At 72.5% G+C, this 21,431-nt stretch carries 22 protein-coding genes; 11 read left to right on the top strand and 11 right to left on the bottom strand.

Going from position 1 to position 21,431, the window contains the following annotated elements; all coding sequences use genetic code 11:
• Positions 1-14 precede the first annotated feature (14 nt).
• Positions 15-923: a M48 family metalloprotease gene (locus tag ITJ48_RS10750; RefSeq protein ID WP_123548063.1), complete on the top strand. Its 909-nt coding sequence runs from the start codon at positions 15-17 to the stop codon at positions 921-923.
• On the opposite strand, the gene ITJ48_RS10745 is transcribed toward ITJ48_RS10750, so the two are convergent.
• Entirely contained in the window at positions 920-2,212 is a 1,293-nt protein-coding gene (locus ITJ48_RS10745) for a DNA glycosylase AlkZ-like family protein (protein ID WP_194613675.1), read from the bottom strand. The two genes, ITJ48_RS10750 and ITJ48_RS10745, sit on opposite strands and share 4 nt — an antisense overlap.
• A 116-nt stretch (positions 2,213-2,328) precedes the next feature.
• Between ITJ48_RS10745 and ITJ48_RS10740 the strand changes: the two genes are divergently transcribed.
• Complete coding sequence (locus tag ITJ48_RS10740; RefSeq protein WP_194613674.1) at positions 2,329-3,507, top strand: AI-2E family transporter; 1,179 nt, start codon at positions 2,329-2,331, stop codon at positions 3,505-3,507.
• A complete protein-coding gene (gene ilvA, locus ITJ48_RS10735; RefSeq protein WP_123548066.1) occupies positions 3,500-4,738 on the top strand; it encodes a threonine ammonia-lyase in 1,239 nt (412 codons plus the stop codon). Before ITJ48_RS10740 ends, ilvA begins: the two co-directional genes overlap by 8 nt.
• Positions 4,739-4,848: 110 nt before the next feature.
• Here ilvA and greA read toward each other — a convergent pair whose 3' ends face one another.
• Positions 4,849-5,343, bottom strand: a complete 495-nt coding sequence (gene greA / locus ITJ48_RS10730; protein WP_133738483.1) for a transcription elongation factor GreA — start codon at positions 5,341-5,343, stop codon at positions 4,849-4,851.
• Positions 5,344-5,479: 136 nt separating this feature from the next.
• Positions 5,480-5,950, bottom strand: coding sequence for a DUF4307 domain-containing protein (locus tag ITJ48_RS10725; RefSeq protein WP_194613673.1), 471 nt, complete (start codon positions 5,948-5,950; stop codon positions 5,480-5,482).
• Positions 5,951-6,028: 78 nt separating this feature from the next.
• Here ITJ48_RS10725 and mca point away from each other — a divergent pair, with 78 nt between their 5' ends.
• Complete coding sequence (gene mca, locus ITJ48_RS10720; protein WP_194613672.1) at positions 6,029-6,922, top strand: mycothiol conjugate amidase Mca; 894 nt, start codon at positions 6,029-6,031, stop codon at positions 6,920-6,922.
• Positions 6,919-7,275 carry a hypothetical protein gene (locus ITJ48_RS10715; protein WP_194613671.1) on the top strand — a complete coding sequence of 119 codons (357 nt, stop codon included), beginning with the start codon at positions 6,919-6,921 and terminating at the stop codon, positions 7,273-7,275. The genes mca and ITJ48_RS10715 overlap by 4 nt, the downstream gene beginning before the upstream one ends.
• On the opposite strand, the gene ITJ48_RS10710 is transcribed toward ITJ48_RS10715, so the two are convergent.
• Together ITJ48_RS10710 and ITJ48_RS10705 are read right to left on the bottom strand one after the other, a co-directional pair.
• Positions 7,272-8,015 carry a DUF1275 family protein gene (locus tag ITJ48_RS10710; protein ID WP_370544883.1) on the bottom strand — a complete coding sequence of 248 codons (744 nt, stop codon included), beginning with the start codon at positions 8,013-8,015 and terminating at the stop codon, positions 7,272-7,274. The two genes, ITJ48_RS10715 and ITJ48_RS10710, sit on opposite strands and share 4 nt — an antisense overlap.
• Positions 8,016-8,169: 154 nt before the next feature.
• Positions 8,170-8,907, bottom strand: coding sequence for a hemolysin III family protein (locus tag ITJ48_RS10705; protein WP_194613670.1), 738 nt, complete (start codon positions 8,905-8,907; stop codon positions 8,170-8,172).
• A 66-nt stretch (positions 8,908-8,973) separates the two neighbouring features.
• Between ITJ48_RS10705 and ITJ48_RS10700 the strand changes: the two genes are divergently transcribed.
• The 4 genes from ITJ48_RS10700 to ITJ48_RS10685 all read left to right on the top strand — a co-directional run bounded on the left by ITJ48_RS10700 (position 8,974) and on the right by ITJ48_RS10685 (position 13,899).
• Complete coding sequence (locus tag ITJ48_RS10700; RefSeq protein WP_233569121.1) at positions 8,974-9,762, top strand: isoprenyl transferase; 789 nt, start codon at positions 8,974-8,976, stop codon at positions 9,760-9,762.
• A gap of 137 nt (positions 9,763-9,899) precedes the next feature.
• The gene (locus tag ITJ48_RS10695; RefSeq protein ID WP_194613669.1) at positions 9,900-11,027 is read left to right on the top strand and encodes an aminotransferase class V-fold PLP-dependent enzyme; all 1,128 of its coding nucleotides are present in this window, start codon (positions 9,900-9,902) and stop codon (positions 11,025-11,027) included.
• A gap of 274 nt (positions 11,028-11,301) precedes the next feature.
• Positions 11,302-12,666 carry a PhoH family protein gene (locus tag ITJ48_RS10690; protein WP_194613668.1) on the top strand — a complete coding sequence of 455 codons (1,365 nt, stop codon included), beginning with the start codon at positions 11,302-11,304 and terminating at the stop codon, positions 12,664-12,666.
• A 267-nt stretch (positions 12,667-12,933) separates the two neighbouring features.
• Positions 12,934-13,899, top strand: a complete 966-nt coding sequence (locus ITJ48_RS10685; RefSeq protein WP_194613667.1) for a prepilin peptidase — start codon at positions 12,934-12,936, stop codon at positions 13,897-13,899.
• A gap of 89 nt (positions 13,900-13,988) precedes the next feature.
• Here ITJ48_RS10685 and ITJ48_RS10680 read toward each other — a convergent pair whose 3' ends face one another.
• The 5 genes from ITJ48_RS10680 to xseA all read right to left on the bottom strand — a co-directional run bounded on the left by ITJ48_RS10680 (position 13,989) and on the right by xseA (position 18,407).
• Positions 13,989-15,383, bottom strand: a complete 1,395-nt coding sequence (locus tag ITJ48_RS10680) for a class II fumarate hydratase (RefSeq protein ID WP_194613666.1) — start codon at positions 15,381-15,383, stop codon at positions 13,989-13,991.
• Between the two features lie 65 nt (positions 15,384-15,448).
• Complete coding sequence (locus ITJ48_RS10675) at positions 15,449-16,039, bottom strand: carbonic anhydrase (RefSeq protein ID WP_133738733.1); 591 nt, start codon at positions 16,037-16,039, stop codon at positions 15,449-15,451.
• A gap of 137 nt (positions 16,040-16,176) precedes the next feature.
• Positions 16,177-16,866: a DUF4245 domain-containing protein gene (locus ITJ48_RS10670; protein WP_194613665.1), complete on the bottom strand. Its 690-nt coding sequence runs from the start codon at positions 16,864-16,866 to the stop codon at positions 16,177-16,179.
• On the bottom strand, positions 16,863-17,108 hold the full coding sequence (locus ITJ48_RS10665; RefSeq protein WP_123548076.1) for an exodeoxyribonuclease VII small subunit: 246 nt from the start codon (positions 17,106-17,108) through the stop codon (positions 16,863-16,865). Before ITJ48_RS10665 ends, ITJ48_RS10670 begins: the two co-directional genes overlap by 4 nt.
• Before the next feature lie 9 nt (positions 17,109-17,117).
• Positions 17,118-18,407, bottom strand: a complete 1,290-nt coding sequence (xseA, locus tag ITJ48_RS10660) for an exodeoxyribonuclease VII large subunit (protein WP_194613664.1) — start codon at positions 18,405-18,407, stop codon at positions 17,118-17,120.
• A gap of 128 nt (positions 18,408-18,535) precedes the next feature.
• Between xseA and ITJ48_RS10655 the strand changes: the two genes are divergently transcribed.
• On the top strand, positions 18,536-19,612 hold the full coding sequence (locus ITJ48_RS10655; protein WP_194613663.1) for a 4-hydroxy-3-methylbut-2-enyl diphosphate reductase: 1,077 nt from the start codon (positions 18,536-18,538) through the stop codon (positions 19,610-19,612).
• Positions 19,609-20,265 (top strand): DUF6264 family protein, encoded by a 657-nt coding sequence (locus tag ITJ48_RS10650; RefSeq protein WP_194613662.1) that lies wholly within the window; start codon positions 19,609-19,611, stop codon positions 20,263-20,265. Before ITJ48_RS10655 ends, ITJ48_RS10650 begins: the two co-directional genes overlap by 4 nt.
• 90 nt (positions 20,266-20,355) lie before the next feature.
• Here ITJ48_RS10650 and fbaA read toward each other — a convergent pair whose 3' ends face one another.
• A complete protein-coding gene (gene fbaA, locus ITJ48_RS10645; RefSeq protein WP_194613661.1) occupies positions 20,356-21,384 on the bottom strand; it encodes a class II fructose-bisphosphate aldolase in 1,029 nt (342 codons plus the stop codon).
• Between the last annotated feature and the right edge of the window lie 47 nt (positions 21,385-21,431).

Here is a 21,431-nt window from a genome sequence, read left to right as displayed (position 1 = left end):
CCAGGGCTCCTGCCATGTACTCGGCCATCGCGCGGAACAAGCGCAACACGGTCTTCATCGTCCTGATCTTCCTGCTCATCGTGGGCGCGCTCGGCTTCGCCGCGTCCGCCCTCTGGAACAGCCCCTCCATCGGGTTCGTCGTCCTCGTCGGCGCCGCGGTCTACGCGCTGATCCAGTACTTCGCGGCCGGTCGCCAGGCCCTCTCGATGAGCGGCGCGCAGGAGGTCGACGCCACGACGGCACCGCGCCTCTGGCGCACGGTCGAGAACCTGTCGATCACCATGGGCATGCCGATGCCGAAGGTGTACGTCGTCGTCGACCCTGCCCCCAACGCCTTCGCGACCGGGCGTGACCCGGAGCACGCGGTCGTGGCGGCCACCACGGGCCTGCTCGCGCTGATGGACGACGCCGAGCTGCAGGGCGTCATGGCCCACGAGATGGGCCACGTCAAGAACTACGACATCCGCGTCTCGACCATGGTCTTCGGCCTGGTCGTGGCCGTGGGGTTCCTGGCCGACGTCCTGATGCGCATGTCGTTCCTCAGTGCGCTCACCGGAGGCCGGAACAACAACAACGGGAACGGTGGCGGCGGCGGCTCGAACCCCGTGTTCCTGGTGCTCGGGCTCGTCGCGATGATCATCGCGCCCCTCGCCGCCGCGGGCGTCCAGGCGGCGGTGTCCCGTCAGCGCGAGTACCTCGCCGACGCCACCGGGGCGCTCACCACCCGCCACCCCGAGGGGCTGGCCAGCGCGCTCGAGAAGCTCGGCGCCTACGGTCGCCCCATGCAGCAGCAGAGCACCTCGATGTCGCACCTGTGGATCAGCGACCCGATGAAGCCGGGCGTCATGGACCGCCTCTTCAGCACGCACCCCCCGCTCGCCGACCGGGTGGCCCGGCTGCGCGAGAACGCGACGCGCTTCTAGTCGAGGACCGCGCCGGAGCCGGAGCCGGCGCCAGCGACCGAGCCCGACCCTGAGCCGGCGACCGAGCCCGAGGCCTCGACGGCGGACCCGAGCGCGGCGGCGAGGTCGCCCCGGGGCACGACCTCGACCCCGTCGAGCCCCTGCCAGGCGGCGGCCCGGCCGAGCAGCGCCGCGAGGCGCTCGACGTCGACGGGCAGGTCACGCTCGCGCCACGACGCCTGCACACGGAGGACGCCCGCCTGCCGGTCGCTCTTGAGGTCGACGCGGGCGACGAGCTGGTCGTCCTGCAGCACGGGCAGCACGTAGTAGCCGTGCACCCGCTTCGCCTGGGGCGTGTAGATCTCGATGCGGTAGCGGAACCCGAAGAGGCGCTCGGCCCGGGGGCGGTGCCACACGACGGGGTCGAACGGCGACAACAGGGCGTCGGCGTCGAGCCGGCGGGGCAACCGTGCCTCGGCGTGCAGCCACGCAGGGGACGTCCACCCGTCGACCGTCACCGGCCGGACGACGCCGGCGTCGTGCAGCTCGCGGAGTGCGGGCACCACGTCGACCGCCTTCAGCCGCCAGTAGTCGGCGAGGTCGGACGCGGTCGCGACGCCGGAGGCGCGGGCCGCGTGGGCGACCAGCTGACGGTGCGCGTCGGCACGGTCGACCTCGACGCCGAGGACGGCGTCGGGCAGGACCTGGTCGGGCAGCGCGTAGACGCGCTCGAAGCGGCGACGACCGGCGCTCACGAGCGAGCCCACGCGGAAGAGCGCCTCGAGCCCGCGCTTCACGTCGCCCCAGCCCCACCAGGGGCCGGTGCGGGTCGGCGACGGGAACAGGTCGGCGTCGTGCTCGACCAGGCTCGCGGGCAGCGGGCCCTTCTCGCGGATCTCGTCGAGCAGCCAGCGGGCCATCTCCGGCTTCGTCGAGAGCCAGGAACCCTCGTCGGCCCGCCAGCGGCCGTCGTGGTAGCGCATCCGCCAGCGCATGAGCGGCCAGGTCGCGACCGGCAGGATGGCCGCCTCGTGCGCCCAGTACTCGACGAACCGGCCGCGAGGCGCGAACACCAGCCGGTCGAGCGCGTCGCGGTCGTACTGGCCCAGCCGGGCGAAGACGGGGAGGTGGTGGCTGCGCTCGAAGACGTTCACCGAGTCGATCTGCAGCAGGCCCAGCCGGTCGACGAGACCGGTGAGCTGGCGGGTGCCCACGGACGTCGAACCCGGGGCCGCGGTCGGTCGGCCGAGGCCCTGCGCCGCCAGGGCGACACGGCGGGCGAGGGCAGGTGAGAGGCGGTCACGGGGCACGGTGCGAGGCTAGCCGTGACCTCCGACGTCGGGCCGGTCCGCGCCTCCTCGACGCATGCCGAGCGGGGCATGGACGACGGGGCGGATCACCACCGGGCCAGCCCTACACTGAGCGCATGATGCGCCGCAGCAGGCTCCCGCGGGGAGCGGCCGAGAAGGTGACCGACCCGAGCGCCCCCTCGGGGTGGGCGCCCGACCCGTCGGTGCCCCGCGGCATGGTCATCGCCGGCGCGTGGTCCTGGCGCGTCCTGCTCGTGGTGGCGGTCGTGGCCGTGTTCGTCTGGCTGGTCATCCAGCTCCGCATCATCGTCATCCCGTTCCTGGTCGCCCTGCTCGTCTCTGCCCTCCTCGTCCCCTTCTCGGGGTGGCTGCAGCGGCACCGCTGGCCGAAGTGGGTCGCGGTCGTCGTGAGCCTCGTCGGCTTCCTGGTCGTCGTCGCGGGGCTCTTCACCCTCGTCGTGCTGCAGATCGTGGACGGCTGGCCGATGCTGCGCGACAGGTCCGTCGCCTCCTACGGCGAGCTCAAGGACTTCCTGCTCGCGTCGCCCCTCCACCTCACCGAGGGGCAGCTGAACGGCTACGTGAACGACGCGGTCGCGGCGCTCCAGCAGGACAGCCAGCCCCTGCTGCGGGGCGCCCTGTCGATCGGCTCGACGGCGGGCCACGTCGGCGCAGGGCTCGTGCTGATGCTCTTCACGACGATCTTCCTGCTCGTCGGCGGCGGCGAGATCTGGCGCTGGGTGGTCAGGCTGTTCCCGCGTGCCGCGCGCGAGGCCGTCGACGGCGCGGGCCGGGCCGGCTGGCTGACGCTGACGAACTTCGTCAAGGTGCAGATCTTCGTGGCCTTCGTCGACGCCGTCGGCATCGGGCTCGGGGCGCTGCTGCTCGGGCTGCCCCTGGTCGCGCCCATCGCCATCGCCGTGTTCCTCGGGTCGTTCGTGCCCGTCGTGGGCGCCGTCGCCACCGGGGCGATCGCGGTCGTGATCGCGCTCGTCTACAACGGCTGGGTCGTCGCGCTGCTGATGCTCGCGGTCGTGATCCTCGTCCAGCAGATCGAGGGGCACCTCCTGCAGCCCTTCGTCATGGGCAGCGCCGTCAAGGTGCACCCCCTCGCCGTCGTCTTCGCCGTGGCGGCCGGCGCCCTCCTCGCCGGCATCCCCGGAGCGCTCTTCGCGGTGCCCGTCATCGCCGTCCTCAACGTCATGATCGGCTACGTCGCGAGGGGCTCGTGGCGCACGACCCCCCGACCGACGTCCGCCGACGTCACCTCGCCCGGAAAGGCCACGGATGTCTGACCTCACGATCGCCGGTCCCACGCTGCTCGAGATCGAGGAGGCGCGCGAGCGTGTCTCGCGCGTCGCCCGCGTCACGCCGATGGAGAGCTCGCGGTTCCTCGCCGAGCTGCTCGGGTCGCCGGTGCACCTCAAGTGCGAGAACCTGCAGCGCACCGGTTCGTACAAGATCCGGGGCGCCTACAACCGCCTGACGCAGCTGACCGACGAGGAGAAGTCGCGGGGCGTCGTCGCGGCGTCGGCCGGCAACCACGCCCAGGGCGTCGCCTTCGCCGCCCGCGAGCTGGGCATCGCCGCGACGATCTTCATGCCCGTCGGGGTCGCCCTGCCCAAGCTGCAGGCGACCAGGGAGTACGGCGCCGACGTCGTGCTCAGCGGCCACGACGTCGAGCAGGCGCTGCGCGCGGCCGCCGAGTTCGCCGCGAGCACCGGCGCGGCCCTCATCCCGCCGTTCGACCACCCCGACGTCGTCGCGGGCCAGGGCACCCTCGGCCTCGAGATCCTCGAGCAGGTGCCCGACGTCGACACGATCATCGTGCCCATCGGCGGCGGCGGCCTGATCGCCGGCGTGGCGAGCGCGGTGGCGCAGCAGACCGCGCGGACCGGACGCTCGGTCCGCGTCATCGGCGTGCAGGCGGCCAACGCGGCTCCCTACGCCGTGTCGATGGCGAGCGGCGTCCGCACCGACATCACGGCCCTGCCGACCATCGCCGACGGCATCGCGGTCGCCCGTCCCGGGGTGCTCAACTTCGAGATCGTGCGCCAGACCGTCGACCAGGTCGTCACGGTCGGCGACGACGACACGGCCCGGGCGATGCTGGTGCTGCTCGAGCGGGCCAAGCTCGTCGTCGAGGCGGCCGGCGCCGTGGGCGTCGCCGCGGTGATGACCGAGCAGGTGCGCGACCTCGGCACGACCGTCATCGTCCTCAGCGGGGGCAACATCGACCCGCTCATGATGGAGCGGGTCATCAGCCGCGGGCTCGCCGCCGCCGAGCGCTACCTCAAGCTGCGCGTCGGGCTGCCCGACCGGCCCGGGCAGCTGACCCGGGTCTCGCAGATCCTGTCCGACGCCAACGCGAACGTCGTCGAGGTGCTGCACACGCGCCACCAGCGGGGCCTGCAGATCAGCGAGGTCGAGCTCGAGCTCAGCGTCGAGACCCGCGGACCGGACCACGTCGAGGACGTCCTGCGCCGCCTCCGCGAGGCCGGCTTCACGCCGAACGTCGACTTCTAGGCCGCCACAGGCCGCCCCGGGCACGACGGAGGCCCCTGCTCGGGTGAGCAGGGGCCTCCGTCGTGGTCGGTCCCGAGATCAGGGACCGTGTGGCTCAGGGACTGCGTCGATCAGGGGACGTAGGTCTCGACCGCGGTGACCGCGACCGTGATCTCCTTGCCGTTGGGGGCGGTGTAGCTGGTCGTCGTGCCGACCTTGACCCCGTTGATCGCCTGGCCGAGCGGGCTCGTCTCGCTGTAGACCGAGAGGTCGCTGCCGGGCGCGATGATCTCGCGGTTGCCGAGCAGGAACGTGCTGGGGTCGCCGGCGATCGTCGCGGTCACGACGGTGCCGGGGCCGACGATGCCGTCGGCGGCGGTGGACTCGCCGACCGTCGCGTGCTTGAGCAGGTTGATGAGGGTGCGGATGCGCGCCTCGATCTTGCCCTGCTCGTCCTTCGCGGCGTGGTATCCGCCGTTCTCCTTGAGGTCGCCCTCCTCGCGGGCGGCCTCGATGCGGCCCACGATCTCGGCTCGGCCCTCGCCGCTCAGCGTCTCGAGCTCGGCCTGGAGGCGGTCGCGGGCGTCGGGCGTCAGCCAGGTGGTGGCGTCGTTGTCTTGGCTCATGGTGTCTCCGTCCGTGCGGCGGCCTGCTGGTGCGGCGGCCCTGTCCGCGGGAGCGGGAGCCGCGCGCCCGGTCGGGGCACGCCCACCGAAAAAAGGAGACCGGCCGAGTGGCCGGTCTCGTGGGTGTCAGCGCAGTCTACGGAAGCCAGCACTCGTAGATCAAGCCTGTCACGGCGCGTTCGCTGGTCGCGAGGGAGGTCGTGTAGGTGGTGGAGTACGTGCTCGAGGCCGGCAGGTGGACGACCTTCCAGCCCACGATGCTGAACTTCTGGTTCTGCGCCTGGACGGCGCAGCTGACCTCGGAACCCGGCGGCGTGCTGATCGTGTACTGCACGTCGACCGCGCGGTCGTCGAGCACGGTGTAGCCCACGTCGGTGCTCTCGAGCTTCGCGCCGTCGCCGTCGAAGGCGGCGAAGACGACCCACGCGGCGAAGACCACGACGAAGGAGGCGGCGACCGCGACGGCGATCCAGCGCCCGCGACGACGGGTGCCGCTGCTGCGCCCGTAGCGGGCGTCGAGCCTGGCCGTCTCGCCGTCGGGTCGGCCGTCGGAGGCGCCGCCGACGGGCTGCTCGGGCGCAGCGGCCGGCGATGGTGCGGGGGGCATGGACGCCACGGGGACTCCGTCCGATTATCCTTGTCACGAGGGTAGCAACGTCTGCCCTGCACGAATTGCGAGGAACCCGTGACCCTGCGCCTCTTGGCCGTCCACGCCCATCCCGACGACGAGTCCAGCAAGGGCTCGGCGACCTACGCCTACTACCGCAGCCTCGGCGCCGAGGTGCTCGTCGTGAGCTGCACCGGGGGCGAGCAGGGCTCGATCCTCAACGAGCAGCTCGAGGCGCGGGCGCACGCCGAACGCGACATCGCGGGCCTGCGGGTGCACGAGATGCGAGCCGCCCAGGAGGCGATGGGCATCGACCACGTCTGGCTCGGCTACGCCGACTCCGGGCTGCCCGCCGAGGGCGAGCCCGTCGCGGTCAACTCGTTCGCGACCATCCCGCTCGAGATCAGCGCCGAGCCCCTCGTCTCCGTCATCCGGCGCTTCCGGCCGCAGGTCCTCGTCACGTACGACGAGATCGGCGGCTACCCGCACCCGGACCACATCCGCACACACGAGATCTCGATGGAGGCGTTCCGTGCCGCCTCCGACGCCTCGCGCTACCCGGCCGCGGGCGAGCCCTGGCAGATCGACAAGGTCTACTACGACCGCATGTTCAGCGCCGGCCGCGTCGGCGCGATGATCACGCACCTGAAGGCGGAAGACCCGGAGTCGCCGTTGATCGAGCGCCTCACCGAGATGCTCGAGCGCTTCAGCGACCGGCCCGACCTCGCCACGACGCACGTGCCGGTGTCGGAGTTCTTCCCCGTCCGCGACGCGGCCCTCCGCGCGCACGCCAGCCAGGTGCCGCTCGACAGCGCCTTCTTCTTCTGGCCGCACGACCTCCAGGTCGCCGCCTGGCCCACCGAGGACTTCCAGCTGGTCGAGTCCCGCGTCGACTCGCCCGTGCCCGAGACCGACCTCTTCGCCGGCGTCGCCGACCCGGACACCGGCCTCGTGGGGGTGCAGGCCCGATGAGCGCCGCAGGTGACCTCGTGCTGACCACGGCCGCGCGCCTCCTCGCGCAGCCGTCGACCCCCGACGCGACGCTGCCGCCGTCGACGGTGCCCGACGTCGACGTCACTCCCGGCGTCTGGGGCTTCGTCGCCATCGCGTTCGTCGCGATCGCGACGGTGCTGATCATCGTCGACATGACGAGGCGCGTGCGCCGCACCCGGTACCGCGGCGAGGTGCGCGAGCAGATCGAGGCCGAGCGGGCCGAGGCCGACGCCGCGGCCGCGGGGCTCGACGACGAGCCGCGCCCGCAGCTCGGCGACGAGCCGCGTGGCGGTCTCGACGACGACGGCCGCGACGTCCCCGGGCGGCGCTAGGCGCCTGCGGCTGCGGTGGCGCCGGCGGCAGCTGTCGCGGCGGCCTCGCGGGCCTCGAGCTCGTGACGGCGCTCGCGCAGCAGGTGGCCGGCCAGCGCGACGAGCAGCGTCAGCCCGCCCGCGACGCCCATGCCGACGCCGATGTGCACCTGCAGCAGCAGGGCCCCGACGCCGGCACCGGCCAGGATCAACAGGACGGCGAGCACGCGGCGCGGGAAGTTCTTGCCCGTGCCGCCCGCGAGCTTCGACTCGGACGCCAGCCCGACGATCGTCGACGTGACGACCACGGTCGTGACGTCGGCCACGGCGATCTTGCGGGCGGCCGCGGCCTGGAGTCCCATCGCGGCGCCGAGCAGGCCGGTGATCGTGAACGCCCACGGGGTGTTCTCCTCCGGCACGACGGCGAAGGTCGAGATGCCGAGCCCGAGCAGCACGCCGCCCGTCACGCCGAACGAGACGGTGCTGCGGCCCGACCAGCCGGCCCGGCCGCCGCGCAGCACCCGACCGCCGATCGCGGCACCGAGGAGGAAGGCGGCGAGGGCGACGATCGGCCCGACGATCGGCAGGCCGTCGGCCTGCGCGATCGCCATGCCGAGGATCACGACGTTGCCGGTCATGTTGGCCGTGAAGACGCGGTCGAGGCCCAGGTAGCCGACGGCGTCGATGATGCCGGTCGTGAAGGTGAGGGTCAGCATCATCACGAGGTGCATGCGGGCCTGGTTGCGGCGGAATCGCTTCACGGGTGTCCTCCGGGGCGTCGCGCCGGGGGGGACCGGGCGGGGCGGGGCGGGCGATCGCGGCGTCGTCGGCGCGGTGGTCTGCCGTCGATCGTATCGACGCGGCAGCGCTGGCGGGAACGACGCGGCGGTGCCTGCGAGAACGACGCGGCGGCGCCTAGGGGAACGTCGGGGCGTTCAGCGCCAGGATCAGGATGCCCGTCCAGTGGCAGAGGTACGCGAGCACGGTGCAGGCGTGGAACAGCTCGTGGAACCCGAAGCGGCCGGGTGCCGGGTTCGGGCGCTTCAGCGCGTAGAAGACCGCGCCGACGATGTAGAGCAGCCCGCCGACGAGCACGAGGACCGTCATCGGCACGGAGGCGGTGAACAGGTCGGGCAGGAACCCCAGCGCGCCGACCCCCATGAGGATGTAGAGCGGGACGTAGAGCCAGCGCGGCGCGTGGATGAAGAACACCCGGAACGCGATGCCGAAGGCGGCCGCCGTCCAGACGAGCGTCAGCAGCAGGGCCGACTTGCCGGGCGGCAGGGCGATCGCCGCGATGGGCGTGTACGTGCCGGCGATCAGCAGGAAGATGTTCGAGTGGTCCAGCCGCTTGAGGAACATCTTCGCCCGCGGGCTCCACGGGAACCGGTGGTACGTCGCCGAGATGCCGAAGAGCAGCAGCGACGTCGTCATGAACACGGCGCAGGCCAAGGTCGCGGCGGCGCCGTCGGCGAGCACGACCAGCACGATCCCCGTCGCGATCGCCACCGGGAACGTCCCCGCGTGGATCCAGCCGCGCCAGGTCGGCTTGCGCTCGATCGACGAGTAGTCGAGGGCGTCGTCGAGCAGGGGGATGTTCGGCAGCTCCGCACCGCCGTCGTCGGCGACCGGAGAGGGCGAGGAGGTGCTCATGAGGGCGAGCGTAGGGGAGGCGGCCCCACGGCCGCTGGGACCGCGCGGGTGGGTTAACCTGGGCACGTGAAGAGTCCTGGACGGCCTCCCGTGGCCGGCGGCCTGCTGTACGGCCTGTACCAGCGCCGTCTGCGCCGTGAGCTCGACGGGGCCGAGCTGCCGCACCACGTCGCCATGATCGTCGACGGCAACCGCCGCTGGGCCAAGGCCCGCATGCTCGAGACCGCCGCGCACGGGCACCGCGCCGGCGCCGCGAAGATCAGCGAGTTCCTCACCTGGTGCGACGACCTCGGCATCCGCGTCGTCACCCTCTACCTGCTGTCGGCGGACAACCTCGGCAACCGCGCCTCCGACGAGCTGACCGAGCTGTTCGGCATTATTGGCGACGTCGCCGACGAGCTCTCGCACCAGCGCGACTGGAAGGTGCAGCACGTCGGCGCGACCGACGACCTGCCCGCCGGGCTCTGCGCCTCCCTCACCGCGGCCGAGGAGCGCACGCGCGACCACGCCGGCCTGCACGTCAACCTCGCCGTCGGGTACGGCGGCCGGCGCGAGATCGCGGACGCCATGCGCAGCATCGTCCGGGCCCACGACGCGGCGGGCGGCACCCTCGACGCGCTCGCCGAGGTCCTCACGCCCGAGCTGATCGCCGAGCACCTCTACACCGGCGGCCAGCCCGACCCCGACCTCGTCATCCGCACGTCGGGCGAGCAGCGGCTCAGCGACTTCATGCTGTGGCAGAGCGCCCACAGCGAGTTCTACTTCGTCGAGGCGCTCTACCCCGACCTCCGCGAGGTCGACTTCCTCCGTGCCGTCCGCGACTTCGCCCTGCGGCACCGCCGCTTCGGCAGCTGACCTCGTCGCCCGTCGCCTCGTCGCTCGTCGCTCGTCGCTCGTCGCCCGGCGTCCGGCGTCCGGCGCCCGTCGGTCGCTCGGTCCCTCGACGCCCGGGGCCGGGTACGGTGGAGGACCCTGATCCGAGGAGCACCACCGTGACCACCATCGACGACTTCGCCGCCGGCTTCGCCGACGAGGCGGGCTGGTTCGACTTCGCCTCCTTCGGCCCGATGGGCACGGGCGTCGTGCAGGAGGCGCGGGCCCTGACCGAGCTCCAGTCGCGGTCCCGGCACGGCTCCGTCGTCGCCCTCGACGAGCAGGCAGGGCGCGCCCGGCGGGCCGTGGCCGCGCTCACCGGGTTCCCGACCGACCACGTCGTGTTCCAGCCGAGCACGAGCCAGGGCATGCTGCACACGCTGTTCGGGCTGACGGGCGCCCTCGCGCTGTCGCCTCGGGAGTACCCGACCACTCCGCTCACCGCGACCCGCGCCTCCTCGGCCCTGCGCGTGCTCGACACCGTCTGGCTCGACGTGCCGGACGACGCGGTGACGCCCGCGGTGCTCCGCGAGCACCTGACGCCGTCGGTGACCGCGGTCGCCGTCAGCGTCGTCGACTACCGCACGGGCTACCTCGCCGACCTCGAGGGCATCCGCCAGGTGATCGGCGACCGGCTGCTGATCGTCGACGGCATCCAGGGCTTCGGCGTCGTCGACGCGCCCTGGGCCGTCGCGGACGTGCTCGTCACCGGCGGTCAGAAGTGGCTCCGCGCGGGCTGGGGCACCGGCTTCATGGCGCTCAGCGACCGCGCGCTGACCGATCTCACGCCCGTGTTCAGCGGCGTGCACGGCTCGGAGATCACCCTCGGCGGCTCGTACGAGCGCGGTGCCGAGCCGGCCCCGGGCGCCGCCGCGTTCCAGCTCTCCCGCCCCGACCCCATCGCGGAGGCGCGTCTCGCGACCTCGCTGGAGGAGATCGCGGCCGTCGGCATCCGTCCCGTCGCCGGGGCCGTCGCCGAGCGGGCGACCCGGCTCATCGACCTCGCCGACGAGTTCGCCGTGCCGGTGGCCTCGTCGCGCGTCGAGTCGGAGCGGGCCGGCATCGTCGTGCTCGAGCCGGAGCCGCAGCACCTGACGGCGCTGACCGCCTCGCTGATGAACCACGGGGTCAGCGCGACGGTGCGGAGCACCAGCGTGCGCCTCAGCACCCACGTGTCGAACGGCGAGGACTCCTTCGGGCTGCTGCGCGAGGCGCTGATGTCGTACGGGAGCGCGATCGCGTACTGAGGATCGGACTCGGCCCGGCCCGGCGTGCCCTTGCCGGGCCGGGCCTGGCCCGCCCTGGCTTGGGCTGCGACCCTCGACCAGCACCTGAGGGTCGTTCACCTGATCGTCACACGACACGGCGTGCCGTGCTGGACCCGTGTCGGAGGCACGACGTAGGTTCGGCTCACCGGGCAAGTAGCCCGGTCGAGACGGCCACGAAAGTTCGCCTCGCGACTGCTCCGCGGCCGTCCTGCCGAAGGTACCGAGTGCCTCGTCGCTCGGAGATGGAGTCGTCGTGACCGTCAGCACCCGGGCCGACCAGCAGAGCACCTCAGCAGACCGTCGTGCGGGCACGCCCCGCACCGCGGTCGACCAGCGCACCTACGTCCTCGACACGTCCGTCCTGCTGAGCGATCCGCAGGCGATCTTCCGCTTCGCCGAGCACGACGTGGTGCTGCCCGTCGTCGTCGTCAGCGAGCTCGAGGGCAAGCGCCACGATCCTGAGCTGGGCTACTTCGCGCGACAGGCGCTGCGCCTCCTCGACGGGCTGCGCGTGGCGCACGACCGCCTCGACTTCCCGGTCGAGGTCGGGTCGGGCGGCTCGTTCCGGGTCGAGCTCAACCACTCGAACATGTCGGTGCTGCCGTCGGGCCTCCAGCTCGGCGACAACGACTCGCGCATCCTCGCGGTGGCGTCGAACCTGGCGAACGACGGGCTGGCCGTGACGGTCGTCTCGAAGGACCTGCCGCTGCGCGTCAAGGCGGCCTCCATCGGACTCGCGGCGGAGGAGTACCGCGCCGAGCAGGTCGTCGACAGCGGCTACACCGGCCTGAGCGAGCTCGACGTCTCGAGCGACCAGATGGCGTCGTTCTGGGAGAAGGAGACGATCAGCTCCCGTGCCCTCGCCGACGTCCCGGTGAACACCGGGCTCGTCGTGCACTCGGACCGAGGCTCGGCGCTCGGCCGCGTCACCGCCCGGGGCGAGGCGCGGCTGGTGCGCGGCGACCGCGACGTGTTCGGGCTGCACGGCCGCTCGGCGGAGCAGCGGCTCGCCATCGACCTGCTGCTCGACCCCGAGGTCGGCATCGTGTCGCTCGGCGGCAGCGCGGGCACGGGCAAGTCGGCGCTCGCCCTCTGCGCGGGGCTCGAGGCCGTGCTCGAGAAGCAGCAGCACAAGAAGATCATGGTGTTCCGGCCGCTGTACGCGGTCGGCGGGCAAGATCTGGGCTTCCTGCCCGGCGACGCCGCCGAGAAGATGAACCCCTGGGGGCAGGCGGTCTTCGACACCCTGGGCGCCATCGTGTCGCAGAACGTGCTCGACGAGGTGGTCGAGCGCGGTCTGCTCGAGGTCCTGCCGCTGACGCACATCCGCGGCCGGTCGCTGCACGACGCGTTCGTGATCGTTGACGAGGCGCAGTCCCTCGAGCGCAACGTGCTGCTCACGGTGCTCAGCCGCATCGGGCAGAACAGCCGGGTCGTCCTCACCCACGACGTGGCCCAGCGCGACAACCTGCGGGTCGGGCGCCACGACGGCGTCGCGTCGGTGATCGAGACGCTCAAGGGGCACCCGCTCTTCGGGCACGTGACCCTGACGCGCTCGGAGCGGTCGGCCATCGCGGCGCTCGTGACCGAGCTGCTCGAGTCGAACGAGCTCGCTTAGGGCTCGGCGCCTTCGGCCGTCTCCGGGCTGGCCGCGCTCGCCACCGGTCCGGTGCCTGATCCGACGATGTGACGCTCGCGTGGCATGTGACGACGTGTCACCCCTCGGGAGCGTCACAGCGATCGCGACGGCGACGGCGACGGCGACGGCGATCGTGGTGGCGACCGACGTCGGGTCCCTCCTGCACGAGTGCGGTCCGGGCGAGATCGCCCACAGGGGCGGCCCACCCCGAGGAGGCGGTGCGGACGGGGGCGTCATGGTCGGTGCATGACGACGACGGAACACGAGCGCGGCCGAGCCGAGCGCAGCGGGGACGAGCGCAGCGGGGACGAGCCCGATCTGGACGTGCGCGGCCGGGACGGACTCGGCGCGGATGAGCATCGCCGGGACGAACGTGGCCGAGACGGCGACGACCGCGCCTGGGACGGCGACGACCGCGCCTGGGACGGCGACGACCGCGCCTGGGACGGCGACGACCGAGTCCGGGAGGGCGACGACCGAGCCCGGGACAGCGACGATCGCGGCCCGGACGGTGACGACCGCACCAGGGACGGTGACGACCGTGGCCCGGACGGTGACGTCCGTGCCCGGGACGGTGACGATCGCGGCCCGGACGATGACGACCGTGCCCGCGACGGTGACGACCGCGGGGGAGGACAGCCCGCGCCGCGCTCGTCCCGGAGCCGCAGGCCGACGCGGATCGACGTCGTCGTGGGTCTCGCGCTGGTGGGTCTCGTGGCGGTGCTGGACCTGCCCTCGCCCGGGACGGTCGCGGCGTCGGCGCTCGCCGTCGTGACCGGTGCCCTCGTCCGGGTCGACATCGCGGAGCGGCGGCTCCCGAACGTGCTCGTCCTCATGGCGCTCGTCGGCACGGCTGCGGGCGTGGCGGTCGGCGTGGGCACCGGTGACGGGGTCCCGGCGGCGTGGGCGTGCCTCCTCGGCCTCGTCGTGCTCGTCGCGTGCGTCCCGCTCGTGCACGGCGGGGGGCTCGGTGCCGGCGACGCCAAGCTCGCGAGCGTCGGCGTCGTGGCGGCGTCACTGGCGTCGCCGTCGGCACCGCTCGTCTGGCTCCTGGCGGTGGCACTGCTCGGGGGAGTGCACGGGATCACGGCCGTCGTCGTCCGACGAGGTGGCACGTCGCCGGCCGGGGTCACCATCCCGCTCGGGCCGGTGCTGCTCGCCGGCTGGTGGCTCGCGGTCGTCGCAGCGTCGGCGGTCGTCGATGCGTCGTAGGCCCCACGACGCCGCGACGCCCCGTCCGCGGTGGATGCAGACGGGGCGTCGTCGAGATCGGCGGCGGCCGACGGTGCGGGAGGGGCGGCTCAGCCGGGCCGGGTCATGCTCAGCACGTCGAGCGCCGAGTCGAGCTGCTCCTCGGTGACCTCGCCGCGCTCGACGAAGCCGAGATCGACGACGGCCTCGCGCACGGTGATCTTCTGTGCCACGGCGTGCTTCGCGACCTTCGCCGCCGCCTCGTAGCCGATCACTCGGTTCAGCGGCGTGACGATGGAGGGCGACGACTCGGCCATGGCGCGGGCGCGCTCGACGTCGGCCTCGAGGCCGTCGACGGTCTTGTCGGCGAGCACCCGGGTCGCGTTCGAGAGGAGGCGGATCGACTCGAGCAGCGCGGTGCCCATCACCGGGATGGCGACGTTCAGCTCGAACGAGCCGGAGGCTCCGGCCCAGGCGATCGTGGCGTCGTTGCCGATCACCCGTGCGGAGACCATCAGCACGGCCTCGGGCACGACGGGGTTGACCTTGCCGGGCATGATCGACGACCCGGGCTGCAGGTCGGGGACGTGCAGCTCGCCGAGGCCGGCGTTCGGGCCCGAGCCCATCCAGCGGATGTCGTTGTTGATCTTCGTGAGGCTGACCGCGAGCACGCGGAGCGCACCCGACGCCTCGACGAGGCCGTCGCGGGCTCCCTGCGCCTCGAAGTGGTCGAGCGCCTCGGTCACGGGCAGGCCGCTGTCGTCGGCGAGCACGGCGATGACCTCCTGCGGGAAACCGACGGGGGTGTTGATGCCCGTTCCCGTGGCGGTGCCTCCGAGCGGCACCTCGGCGACGCGGGGGAGGGTCGCCTGGACTCGCTCCACGCCGAGACGGATCTGGCGGGCGTAGCCGCCGAACTCCTGGCCGAGCGTCACCGGGGTCGCGTCCATGAGGTGGGTGCGGCCCGCCTTGACGACGCCGGCCCACTCGGCGGCCTTGCGCTCGAGCGACTCGGCGAGGTGCTCGAGGGCCGGCACGAGGTCGTGGAGCAGGGCGCCGGTCACGGCGACGTGCACCGAGGTCGGGAACACGTCGTTCGAGGACTGCGAGGCGTTGACGTGGTCGTTGGGGTGCACGTCGACGCCGTCGACGGTGCCGGCGAGGGTCGCCAGCACCTCGTTCATGTTCATGTTCGACGAGGTCCCGCTGCCGGTCTGGTAGACGTCGACGGGGAACTGGTCGTGGTGCTGCCCGCCGATGATCGTGTCGGCGGCGGCGACGATCGCGTCGGCCACGCCCGCGGGGACGATGCCCCGTCGGCCGTTCACGACGGCGGCTGCCCGCTTGATGCGCGCCAGGGCCACGATCTGCGCAGCCTCGAGGCCGGCTCCGGAGATGGGGAAGTTCTCGACGGCCCGCTGGGTCTGTGCCCGCCACAGGGCCGACGCGGGGACCCGCACCTCGCCCATCGTGTCGTGCTCGATGCGGTACTCGGTAGTGGTCACGACGTCATCGTCCTTCCTTCGGCCCTCGTGGGGCGGTGTCACGGGGGCCGGTCGCCCCCGCGGCGTCAGAGTCGACCGATGATGATCGACGGGTCGACGCGGCCGTCGGCGAGCGCGTAGTTCGCCCCGACCACGGTCAACCTACCCTCGGCCACGGCGGCCGAGATGAGCGCGCTCCGGCCCACCAGGGCCTCGACAGAGGCCTGGATGTGCAGCGCCCCGACCGCGCGGGGGTCGAGCACGGCGCCCGGCTCGAGGGCGATCGTCGCCCGCCGGACGCTGGGCACGATCATGTCGACGAGGTCGCCGAGGAACCGCGACCCGGGAGGCGCGTCGCTCGTGAGCGAGTCGATCGCGGTCGCGACCGCGCCGCAGCTGTCGTGGCCGAGCACGACGATGAGCGGCACGCCGAGCACCGAGACCGCGTACTCGAGAGAGGCGATGACGGTGTCGCCGACGACCTGGCCGGCGTTCCGGACGACGAAGAGGTCGCCGAGGCCGACGTCGAAGATGATCTCGGCGGCGAGACGAGAGTCGGCGCAGCCGAACAGGGCCGCCACGGGCTCCTGCCCGCCGGCGAGCAGGGCACGCCGGTCGCTGTCCTGGTGGGGGTGCTGAGGCGCCCCCGTCACGAAGCGCTCGTTGCCGGCCTTCATGCGGTCCCACGCGCGCCCGGGGGTCAGCGGCTCGGCAGGAGGCGAGGGCACCGCCAGGTCGGCGACGGGCACGGCGATCGTGCCGGGGACGCCGCCCTCGGTCGCGGTGTCGGTGTCGGTGCCGGTGCGGGGGTCGGTCACGACTGGTCTCCTGTCTGCTCGGCCAGCTGCTCGGCCAGCGCGGTCGCGAGCTGCTCGAACTGGACGTCGTCGGCCGTGCCGTGCAGCACGTACGAGCTGCGGTCGACCGTGGTCGTCATCGAGTAGGCGTAGTTGCCGGGGTTTTCTCCGTCGCGGCGGTCGTAGACCTGCCAGTCGAGGCCGGCGATCGTCGTCGCGCCCGTGGCCGGCCGCGCCTGCACCGCGTTGGCGACCCACGTCGCGTTGGCGTCGACGCCCTGCTCGAGCGCGATGAACTGCTCGGTGGGCGTGATGAGCCCGACGTACCAGGTGGCGACGCCGTCGGCGGTGCCCGTCGAGATGTCGGCGCGGTTCGAGGTCCAGCCGTCGGGCAGGACGGGGGCGGCGAGCGGCACGTCGACGCTGCTCTCGGCGTTCTGCGCCACCGACCGGTAGTCGATCTCCTGGCGGTTGACCGTGCCGCTCGGGCGCACGACGACGAGCACCAGGAACAGCACGACGGCGAGCGACGCCACGATCGACAGCGTCAGGTTGACGGCCGTCTGGTTGGCGTAGTGCTTGCGGGTGTTCTCCGCCTTGCGGCGCGCGGTCTCGTCCGGCGTCTCGGGTCGGCCGAGTTCGGCGACGATGCGCGGCTGCTTCTCGCGGGGGCCGCGGCCGTTCTCGCGGGGACCGGGGCCGGTCATTCGGCGGGCACCTGTCGACGGGCGGCCTCGAGGCGCTCGCGCGCGCCGAGCAGCCACTCTTCGCAGCGGCGGGCGAGGGCCTCGCCTCGCTCCCACAGGGCGAGGGACCGCTCGAGGGTAGATGCGCCCTGCTCGAGCTCGGACACGACCGTCACGAGCTCGTCTCGCGCCTCTTCGTAGCTGAGCGACGCCACGTCGGCGGGAGCGGACGCGGAGGGTGCGGGGGAGGAGGACTGTGCCACGGGTCGATCCTAACGAGAGGTGCTGGCAGGGGAAGCGGCGTCGCTCGACGACGAGGGGGACGGGGAGGAGGCGGGACCTGGGGAGGAGGCGCCGGTGCTGACGGCCCGCAGCGCGCCTCCCTCGACGGTGAGGACGAGCGGCGTGGACTCGGGGGCGTCGGCCGGGTCGCGGAGCACTCCGCCGCCCGGTAGCTGCACGATCGAGTAGCCGCGCCGCAGGGTGCCCTGGGGCGAGAGCGCGCGCAGCTGGGCGGTCAGCTCGGAGACCCGCGTGTGCGCCCGCTCGACGGCTCGGGCCACGAGCTCTTCGCCGCGGGCGACGGCCCGGACGACCTCGTCGGCGCGCACGTCGACGAGCGTCTGCGGCGAGGCCAGCACGGGGCGGCTGCGCACCTGCTCGAGCCGGTCGATCTCGGTCGAGACGATCTGGTTCAGCCGCACCCCGATGCGCGACCGGGCCTGCTGCACGCGGGACAGCTCTTCGTTGACGTCGGGCACCACGCGCTTCGCGGCGTCGGTCGGGGTGGACGCCCGCAGGTCGGCGACGTCGTCGAGCAGGGGGCGGTCGGCCTCGTGCCCGATGGCGCTGACCACGGGCGTGGTGCAGGCGGCCACCGCACGCACCAGCGACTCGTCGCTGAAGCCGAGCAGGTTCTGGAAGTCGCCGCCGCCCCGGGCCACGATGATGACGTCGACCTCGGGGTCGGCGTCGAGCTGCTGCACGGCGGCGGTGACCTCGCCCACCGAGCGGTCGCCCTGCACCGCCGCGTGCACGACGCGGAACGTGACCGACGGCCACCGGAGCTGCGCGTTGCGCAGGACGTCTTTCTCGGCGTCGCTGTCGCGGCCCGTCACGAGACCGATGCACTGCGGCAGGAACGGGAGGCGCCTCTTGCGGTCGGGGGAGAAGAGCCCCTCGGCGGCGAGCTGGGCCCGCAGGCGCTCGAGGCGCTCGAGCAGGTCGCCGAGCCCGACGTGCCGCATCTCGAAGACCTGCATGGTCAGCGAGCCGCCCTTGACCCAGTAGTTCGGCTTGACGGCCGCGATCACGCGGTCGCCCTGCTTGAGGTCGGCGGGGACCCTCGACCGGACGCTCGACCAGATCGAGAACGAGACCGTGACGTCCTGCTCGAGGTCGCGCAGCTTGCCGTAGACGTTGCCGCCCGAGACGTTCCACTGGGTGATCTGCCCCTCGACCCAGGCCGTGCCGAGCCGGTCGATCCAGTCGCGCACCTTGCCCGCGAGCAGGCCGACCGGCCAGGGTGCATCGGCGGTGGGCGGCGGGGTGACGATCGTCATGCAGGGGTGTCCTCTGGTCGGAGCGGACGGGGGAGCGGGCAGGGCAGGAGGCGCGGCAGGGACGAGGACGGGGTGCGGAGGGCAGGGCCTCCCAGAACGCGACCAGTCGTCACGCCTATCATCGACGGGTGGCACACATCACGAACGGCGCCATCGCCGTCGACCTCCCGACCCCGCGCGTCCCTGCGCTGCGCAACAGGCTACGGGACACCCCCGTCAACGGGACGAAGCGGGTGCTGCTCGCTGCTCCCCGCGGCTACTGCGCCGGCGTCGACCGGGCGGTCATCGCCGTGGAGAAGGCCCTCGAGCACTACGGCTCGCCCGTCTACGTCCGCAAGCAGATCGTCCACAACGTCCACGTCGTGTCGACGCTCGAGCGACAGGGCGCGATCTTCGTCGACGAGGTCGAGGAGGTCCCCGAGGGCTCGCACGTCGTCTTCAGCGCCCACGGCGTCTCTCCTGCCGTCGTCAAGGGCGCCGCCGACCGCGGCCTCCAGGCGATCGACGCGACCTGCCCCCTCGTCACGAAGGTGCACCGCGAGGCCGTCCGCTTCGGGTCGCAGGGCCGCCACATCATCCTCATCGGCCACGCCGGCCACGAAGAGGTCGAGGGGACGATGGGCCACGCGGCCGACCGCACCACCCTCGTGCAGAACCCCGCCGAGGTCGACGACCTCGTCATCGACGACCCCGACAACCTCGTCTGGCTCTCGCAGACGACGCTGAGCGTCGACGAGACCATGGAGACGGTCCGCCGCCTCCGCGAGCGCTTCCCGACCATCCAGAACCCCCCGAGCGACGACATCTGCTACGCCACGCAGAACCGCCAGGTCGCCATCAAGAAGGTCGCCGTCGACTCCGACCTCGTGATCGTCGTGGGCTCGGCCAACAGCTCGAACAGCGTGCGCCTCGTCGAGGTCGCCCTCGAGCACGGGGCCAAGGCCGCCTACCGCGTCGACTACTCGAGCGAGATCAAGCAGGAGTGGCTCGACGGCGTCGAGACCGTCGGCGTCACGTCCGGCGCCTCCGTGCCCGAGGTCCTCGTCAAGGAGGTCCTCGACGACCTGGCCGACGCCGGCTACGGCGACGTGTCCGAGGTCGTCACGGCCGAGGAGGACCTGATGTTCTCCCTCCCCAAGGAGCTCCGCAAGGACGCACAGGGCCAGACCGACACCCGCGCGCTCGGCGGACGCACCGCCCGATGAGCGACGACCGCGACCAGCAGGACGGCCGCGACGGCGGGGGGTCGGCAGGACGCGATCCGCGCCCTCGTCCCCGGTACGGCGAGTACGCGCCCGAGGGCTGGGTCAACCCCGTCCCGCCCGCCGAGGCCGCGCCTCCTGCGGGCCAGGGCGAGGCGCCGCCGGCCGGGCAGCAGCCTGCGTCGTGGTCGCAGCACCCGCAGCAGGGCCAGGGCGCAGGAGGCGCGCAGCCGTACCCGGGACCTGCCGCGACGGCCCCCGTGCTCAGCACCGGACGCCGTGTCGACCGCGTCGCCACGTTCGTCCTGCTCGGGCTCGCGGGCTACAACGTGATCTCGAACCTGCTGCTCGTCTCGGGATTCTCGCGCTCGCTGCTCTCGGCGTTCACCGCCGCGGGCTACCCCGTCGACGACTTCACCGGACAGGCCGCACTGCAGCAGGCCGGCGGGGCGATCGCGATCGTGTCGCTCGTCGTGTTCGTGCCGATGATCGTGCTCACCGTCCGTCGTCTCCGCGCGGGCAAGATCAGCTTCTGGGTGCCGCTCACCGCCGGGGCCGTCGTCACGATCGTGCAGATGGTGCTCGTGCTGTCGGTGTTCCTGGGCGACGCGGCGTTCGTGCAGTCGCTCCTCGACAGCGCACGCCCCGCCTCCTAGGCACGTCGTCGTCGTGGCCGGCCCGGTCGTGACGAGAGGCCCCGCAGCTCGGTGCTGCGGGGCCTCTCTCGTCGGACCAGGAGGTGCGGACTAGCTGCCCGACTGACCGAACGAGCCGAGCTGGCGGGTCGCCTCGACCACGCGGGCCGCCATCGCCGACTCGGCGACCTTGCCCCAGGCGCGGGGGTCGTACTGCTTCTTGTTGCCGACCTCGCCGTCGGCCTTGATGAAGCCGTCGTAGTTCTTCAGCACCGTGTCGGCGATCGAGCGGCTGAAGGCGTACTGCGTGTCGGTGTCGAGGTTCATCTTGACGACGCCGTTCGAGACGGCCTCGCGGATCTCGGAGTCGGACGAGCCCGACCCGCCGTGGAACACGAGCTCGAGGGGCTTCTCGGCCGTGCCGAAGCGCTCCTGGATGCCCTGCTGGATCTCGCCCAGCAGCTCGGGGCGGAGCTTGACGTTGCCCGGCTTGTAGACGCCGTGCACGTTGCCGAAGGTGAGGGCGGCGATGTACCGGCCGTTCTCGCCGAGGCCGAGCGTCTCGACGGCACGGGTCACGTCGCCGACGGTCGTGTAGAGCGCCTCGTTGGAGCCCTCGTGCTGGACGCCGTCCTCCTCGCCGCCGACGACGCCGATCTCGACCTCGAGGATGGCGTTGATCGCAGCAGTGCGCTTGAGCATCTGCTGCGCGATCTCGAGGTTCTCGTCGAGGGGGATGGCCGAGCCGTCCCACATGTGCGACTGGAACAGCGGGTTGCGACCGGCCTTGACCTCTTCCTCGCTGGCGGCGATGAGGGGCAGGACGAAGCCGTCGAGGGCGTCCTTGGGGCAGTGGTCGGTGTGCAGCGCGACCGTGACCGGGTAGTTCTTGGCGACCTCGGTCGCGAACTTCGCGAACGCGATGGCGCCCGCGGCACGGTTCTTGACCGTCTGTCCCGCGAAGTAGTCCGCGCCGCCCGTCGTGACCTGGATGATGCCGTCGCTGCCGGCCTCGGTGAGGCCCTGGAGCACGGCGTTGATCGTCTGCGACGACGACACGTTGACCGCGGGGTAGGCGAACCCCTTGTTCTTCGCCTTGTCCAGCATCTCGGCGTACTGCTCGGGGGTTGCGACGGGCATCGGATCTCCTTCGATGATGGCGTGTGGGGTGCTCCTCCACCCTAGTC

The organism is Frigoribacterium sp. VKM Ac-2530 (assembly GCF_015350835.1).
In the GTDB taxonomy this organism is placed as follows: domain Bacteria; phylum Actinomycetota; class Actinomycetes; order Actinomycetales; family Microbacteriaceae; genus Frigoribacterium.
The sequence above is the reverse complement of the archived record's forward strand: the minus strand, read 5'-3'. Positions and strand labels throughout refer to the sequence as shown.